Here is a 5,955-nt window from a genome sequence, read left to right as displayed (position 1 = left end):
AGTTATTATCACATATATAACGTTAATTTTAGGTGAGTTAGTGCCAAAACGGCTAGCGCTGAATAATCCAGAGTCAATTGCCTCAATAATGGCTATTCCGATGCAGATGCTATCGAAGATGACTACACCTATAGTCTACCTTCTCAGTGCTTCTACGGATGCAGTACTACGACTATTAGGAATAAGACCATCAACGGAACCTCAAGTAACAGAAGAAGAAATTCGCGTCTTAATCGAACAAGGAACCGAGGAAGGAACATTTGAAGAAGCCGAACAAGACATGGTAGAACGGGTGTTTCGCCTAGGAGACCGTCCAGTAAGTGCCTTAATGACTCCCCGTCCAGATATAGTATGGCTTGAATTAGAAGACTCAGCCGAAGAAAATCGTCAGAAAATCATTGAAAGTGGTTATTCTAGATACCCAGTATGCCAAGGCGGTCTTGATAACGTTCTTGGTATTCTCCCAGTCACAGACCTATTAGCACGAAGCTTTACAGGTCAAGCAATGGACTTAACAGTTGGGCTGCGTCAACCCGTATTTGTGCCAGAAAGCACCCGTGGTTTGAAAGTTTTAGAAATGTTCAAACAAACGGTAACACATATGGCAATAGTCGTAGATGAATATGGAGTAATTCAAGGACTGGTAACACTCAACGATATTTTAATCGAAATAGTAGGTGATGTTCCCTCCTTAGACGATCAGGAAGACCCTCAAATCATACAGCGTGATGATGGTTCATGGTTATTAGACGGCATGTTAGCCATTGATGAATTTTTGGAATTATTCAAAATTGAGGAATTACGTTATCAAGACCGGGGTAGCTATCAAACTTTAGGAGGTTTTGTTATTACCCATCTTGGACGCATACCCCAAGCAGCCGACCACTTTGAATGGCACAACATGCGATTTGAGGTAATGGACATGGACGGAAACCGCGTCGATAAAGTCCTAGTAATACCACAAATCAATAAAGAAGAAACAGAAACCAAAGATTAATCTGGCAACGGATGTAACGGATGTAACGGATGCTTGATTTTAAATAACTAGTAGTCTGTGTCATTAATTTTGGTAGTATATAAAATAACCCGTAGGTTAGGCATCTTGTCTGACCTACGCACAGGCGAGACGCCTATGCTACCAACTCCCCAAAATTAATGACATGAACCACGCTCCTGTTTGTTTGTAACCAATAAATTATCCGTTACATCCGTTGTATCCGTTGCAAGCTAATCATTCTCGCGAGTTCGCAAAATCCCAGACCTTCGGCGCCCTCCATGATATAAGCTGGTTTATGCTGTAACGTATCGAGATAATGCGAAACATTCGCCACTCCCACAGACAAAGGAAAATAGCGCTTATCAAATAAACTCTCATCATTAGGACTATCACCAACAGTTATTACTTCTTGAGGAGTTAATTCTGGAAAATACTCTTGCAAAACCCTTAATAGTCCAACTGCTTTATCTTGTTTTGCGGGTTTGATATGGCATTGTACATTGCTGTAAGTAAAACCCCAACCCCTAACTTGACTTTCCACTGAAAGCGTATTAATTTCCTCCAAACTTAAACCCGCAACATCGAAAGTCCAGTCAGTAATACGAAAACGATTATCAGCAGATTCTTGAATTTTAGGGAATTGTTGCTTAAGAACAGCAAAAGTTGCCGCTAACTGCTCGCGATGACTAACTATATCGTTTATAGGTCTTAAAGCTAGAGGCGCCTCACCATTACACGGGTAAAATAACCCACCATTTTCAGCAATAGCTCCCGCAACAGGAAGATAATGCGCTAACCCACTTACCCAACCAGCACTACGTCCCGTCACAATTAATACTTGTATACCTGCTGCGTTTAAATCTTCAAACGTCTGTAAAAGCAAGCTGGTAAATTTACTCTCTACAGTTAGAGTTCCATCCATATCCGTCGCAATAAGACGAATTTGACTCAAATTTGAGGAATTTGACATAGTTCCAAAAATTCACTCTTATTCAATAGATATACCGAAAAATTATACTGCTAATTTGGGCATCCTAAAAGAGAGAGGTAAAGTTTATGCGTATCAGCTATGTCAATATTAGTTCTCATTGCTCAAACAGGGTCAAAACCTAAAAAGACAAATCAGGCAACGGAAGCAACTCGCACGACTCAAGCAACGCAACAGTTAGCTTCGGACTCACAAGCACCTTCCATTTGGATGGTTACATCTGGTGGACTTGCGCTGTTACTAGTCGCCTTAGCTATATACATCAAGCTACAAAGCGATAAACACAAGAAAAAAATCAGATTTGAAAAGTTTCGAGCCAGCGAACTTGAAAAAAAGTTAAAGTTAGCTCTCGAAACTATTCGTAAAATGGAGACAAATCCTGATTTAATCAACTCGCGCGAGTTTAACCTGGACTATTTGCGGATGCGGATGTCTGAAGAGGTATTTCATTTTGCAATTGTCAACCAAGTTAAAATCAAGGTCAAAGATAAAATTACACAGGCATTGCGTCCATCCCAAGCTAACACTGGGGTTGTTGGCATCGCGAACAGTAGCGGGCGCCAAGTCGATGAGATTTTTGACGTCGAACATGAGACAGGCGCTGCTCCCAACATTATCAAGCGAGTATTATTCCGCATCCAAATAAGATTGATGAAGCTGCCAACACAAGCAACTTCTGCCACGATTGGTCAAATCATAGACTGTATCGAAACTTACTTAAGCCCTGCGGAAGACCACGATACTTGGCAACCGACAATTCAAGGTAGAATCGCCTTTATGCAATGGGATCAAAAAGCGAAACCTACACCTTTACTAGTACTAGAGCAATCGAACGAAGGTGTAAATGTAACTTTCCGCACCAGTCGTCAAGCTAACGGCGCCCAAACTCCCGCACAAACCGCACAAGGAGTAAAAATACCTAAACAACCTGGACACAACACATAACAAACAATTGAAGCAGAGTGCATCTACCAATCGAGTGCTGAGTGCTGAGTGCTGAGTGCTGAGTGCTGAGTAATGAGTGCTGAGTAATATTGATCCAAAATCCAAAATCTAAAATCTAAAATCTAAAATCTAAAATCTTATGGGTTATAAGTTCTTATTCCAGATTCGTAACTAAGAACTACATTTTTAGAATCACCTGCTAAAACACCATCCTCCATATTAATAATACGGTCAGCAATATCTAAAATCCGGTTATCGTGCGTGACTAACATAATCGATGTCCCTTTTTCTCTTGCTAACCGCTGCATTAATTCCACAACGTCGCGTCCAGATTGTTTGTCCAAAGCTGCTGTCGGTTCATCTGCTAGCACCAGTGCTGGATTATTCACCAAAGCGCGCGCAATCGCAATTCGCTGTTTTTGTCCCCCAGATAAATTATCAGGGAAGTAATTTATTCGTGGTCCCAAACCGACAGATTTTAACATAGCTTCAGACATTCGTATAGCTTCAAGCTGAGAAATCTTATCATTCAATTCCACAGCCATTTGCACATTTTGCCGTGCCGTTAAAAACCCCAGTAAGTTATGCGCTTGGAAAATAAAGCCAATATTACGTCGAATTTGTACTAGCCTTTTCTGACTAGCTCGGTATAATTCTTGACCTAGTAATTGTAAGCTTCCTTCTTGAACCGAGCGCAGACCACCAATTAAGCTGAGTAAAGTTGTTTTACCAGAACCAGATGGTCCGGTCATAATCACAATTTCCCCAGGATGAATATCAAAATTAATATCAAACAATATTTGTCTTTTTAAGGCGCCTTTACCGTAATAATGGTTAAGATGTTTTATCGAAATAACTGGTTCGTTTCGAGTCATATATTATATCAAAAAACAGTGATAAATGAAGCGTGCAGTCAACAATAAAATTGTTACTTTTTATTTGTATTAGTTTTGCATTAATTGCAACAATCTAGCCACATAATTAATATAAGTAGGTTAGGCATCTTGCCTGACATCCCACTTGACAATCAAAAAACATCAGCAGGGTCAGCAGCACTGAGTTTCCTTACAGCTATTACACCTGAGAGGTAACACATAATAATTGTTAAAACCAGCACCACAATCGCACGAGTAAGGGTCATAAAAACAGGTAACAAAGTAGCTTCGCGCGCTTTTTGATATAAAAACAGCGTGATACCCAGTCCGGGGAAATACCCCAAAACAGCTAAAATTAAAGACTCTTGTAAAATCACATTCAGTAAATATTTATGAGTATAACCAATAGCCTTCAATGTCGCGTACTCAGATAAATGGTCAGTAACTTCAGTATAAAGAATTTGATAAACAATAACAATTCCTACTATAAACCCCATAATGGCGCCGAGTGTAAAAATAAAGCCAATAGCCGTATTACTTGCCCAGTAATTACGCTCAAAGTCAATATACTGTTGCTTAGTCATCACATTAACTTCTTGAGGCAAGTATTTTCTAAGCTTTTGAACTAAAGCATTTGCGTCACTCCCAGGTTTTAATTTAATCAACCCAACTTCAATCAAACCTTGTTGATGATTATTGAAAATTCTTAAAAAATTTAAATCACTCGTGATAATATTACCATCTGCACCAAAAGAGGCGCCTAACATAAATAACCCAACTACGCGAATACGTCGTTGTCTTACTTCTGCCGTAACAGTTTCACCCTGCTCAAATCTCTGAGCAATAGGTCCAAATTCAGACCGAGATGCACGGTCATATAAAATCACATCAGGTAAATTCAGCTTACTAAGATTTTCAGAAACCCCAGGAATATCTAATACATTAGATTGAGGATTGGTGCCAATCACAAAAATATTACGTGGAAAACCAGTAATAGGGTTTCTGAAACTAGTAAAATCTAAATAAATTGGGTGAACAGATTCAACCTCTTTAAAATTTAAAGCTTGATATAAACGACGCTGCGAGAAGTTCTTCATCGAAATCAAAGAACTCGATTGATTGCTAATTAATACAACATCACCCTGTAAACTAGCGTGGAAGCGAACATTACTATAATACAAAGAATCCTGAAAGCCAAGCTGCATAAAAATTAAAATATTAGCAAAAGCAATCCCCGCAAGCGCAACTAAAAGACGAGTTCGTTCACGGGTTAGTTGTAACCAAGCTAAAGGAATTTTACGCAACATTTTACTTCCTAACTTTTTAAATTCCAATCTCAACAAGAACTTTTGCAAACGTTAAACCAGATACTCGTTCGCTATCTTCACGAGGTAGAGAAATTTTGACTTCAACAACTCTAGCGTCAACATCAGCTGCTGGGTCAGTATTAAGAACATCTCTCTTACCAACTTTTCGACCAATTTCGGTGACAGTACCTTGTAACTGTCCATTAAATGCACCATTATCACTGCTAATTATTGCTTTTTGTCCGAGTCGAACCTTACCAATATTGTCTTCTGGTATCTCAGCAACAACTAACATTTCATCAGTACGCCCAATTTCTGCTATTCCGTTCTGAGTCATTACTTCTCCCGGTTTCGCGTGAATTTTGAGAATTTCCCCCGAAATAGGCGCCTTAATGTAGCTTTGACTAAGTTGTGTTTCAGCTCTACGCTGATTCGCAATAGCACTGCTGACCTGCGCTTGAGCTATTTGTACGTTGCTAGGACCCGTATCTTGTAGCTTGCCTAATCTAGACCTTTCTTCCTCAATTTGCTTCTGTAAGGTCGCAATAGTCTTGTCGCGATTTACTCTTGCCTCAGTAATTTGCTGCTGTAAAGTCGCAACAGTTTTTATTTGATTCGCGCGCGCTTCAGCAAGTTGCTGCTGTAAAGTCGCAATCGCTTGACGACGCTGTGCTTGACTTTCGGTAACTTGTGAAGAACTAGTTTGAGCGCTTAATCTTCTCTTGTCACGTTCTTGTGCCGATATGGCGCCTTCACGGAATAAACTTTCATAGCGTTCAAAATCAACTTGAGCATTACGCTGTTCAGCTTGGGTACGCGCGACAGTCGCAGTCAAACTATCAG

General features: G+C 39.9%; 5 protein-coding genes and 1 pseudogene. 2 read left to right on the top strand and 4 right to left on the bottom strand.

Going from position 1 to position 5,955, the window contains the following annotated elements:
* Nucleotides 1-997: hemolysin family protein (locus AC2JBO_RS42220; protein ID WP_496959601.1), on the top strand; the 997-nt coding region annotated here is incomplete at its 5' end.
* Nucleotides 998-1,202: 205 nt separating this feature from the next.
* Here AC2JBO_RS42220 and AC2JBO_RS42215 read toward each other — a convergent pair.
* Nucleotides 1,203-1,967, bottom strand: a complete 765-nt coding sequence (locus AC2JBO_RS42215) for an HAD family hydrolase (RefSeq protein WP_496959600.1) — start codon at nt 1,965-1,967, stop codon at nt 1,203-1,205.
* A gap of 99 nt (nt 1,968-2,066) precedes the next feature.
* Here AC2JBO_RS42215 and AC2JBO_RS42210 point away from each other — a divergent pair, with 99 nt between their 5' ends.
* Nucleotides 2,067-2,930, top strand: a complete 864-nt coding sequence (locus AC2JBO_RS42210) for a hypothetical protein (protein WP_496959599.1) — start codon at nt 2,067-2,069, stop codon at nt 2,928-2,930.
* Nucleotides 2,931-3,067: 137 nt separating this feature from the next.
* Here the strand turns inward: AC2JBO_RS42210 and AC2JBO_RS42205 are convergent, their stop codons facing one another.
* The 3 genes and pseudogenes from AC2JBO_RS42205 to AC2JBO_RS42195 form a co-directional block, all read right to left on the bottom strand.
* Nucleotides 3,068-3,805, bottom strand: a complete 738-nt coding sequence (locus AC2JBO_RS42205) for a DevA family ABC transporter ATP-binding protein (protein WP_496959598.1) — start codon at nt 3,803-3,805, stop codon at nt 3,068-3,070.
* 152 nt (nt 3,806-3,957) lie between these two features.
* Nucleotides 3,958-5,112 carry an ABC transporter permease DevC gene (gene devC, locus AC2JBO_RS42200; RefSeq protein WP_496959597.1) on the bottom strand — a complete coding sequence of 385 codons (1,155 nt, stop codon included), beginning with the start codon at nt 5,110-5,112 and terminating at the stop codon, nt 3,958-3,960.
* A 16-nt stretch (nt 5,113-5,128) separates the two neighbouring features.
* Nucleotides 5,129-5,955 (bottom strand): annotated as a pseudogene (locus AC2JBO_RS42195) (HlyD family secretion protein); the annotation flags it as partial.

Source organism: Calothrix sp. CBUCES-K 9914, assembly GCF_059640475.1.
This window is presented reverse-complemented; position numbering and strand designations above follow the sequence as displayed.

Excerpts from the sequence above, each read along its gene's own strand:
- AC2JBO_RS42210 (WP_496959599.1), top strand. The coding sequence starts at position 2,067 with ATGTCAATATTAGTTCTCATTGCTCAAACAGGGTCAAAACCTAAAAAG.
- devC (WP_496959597.1), bottom strand. The coding sequence starts at position 5,112 with ATGTTGCGTAAAATTCCTTTAGCTTGGTTACAACTAACCCGTGAACGA.
- AC2JBO_RS42215 (WP_496959600.1), bottom strand. The coding sequence starts at position 1,967 with ATGTCAAATTCCTCAAATTTGAGTCAAATTCGTCTTATTGCGACGGAT.
- AC2JBO_RS42205 (WP_496959598.1), bottom strand. The coding sequence starts at position 3,805 with ATGACTCGAAACGAACCAGTTATTTCGATAAAACATCTTAACCATTAT.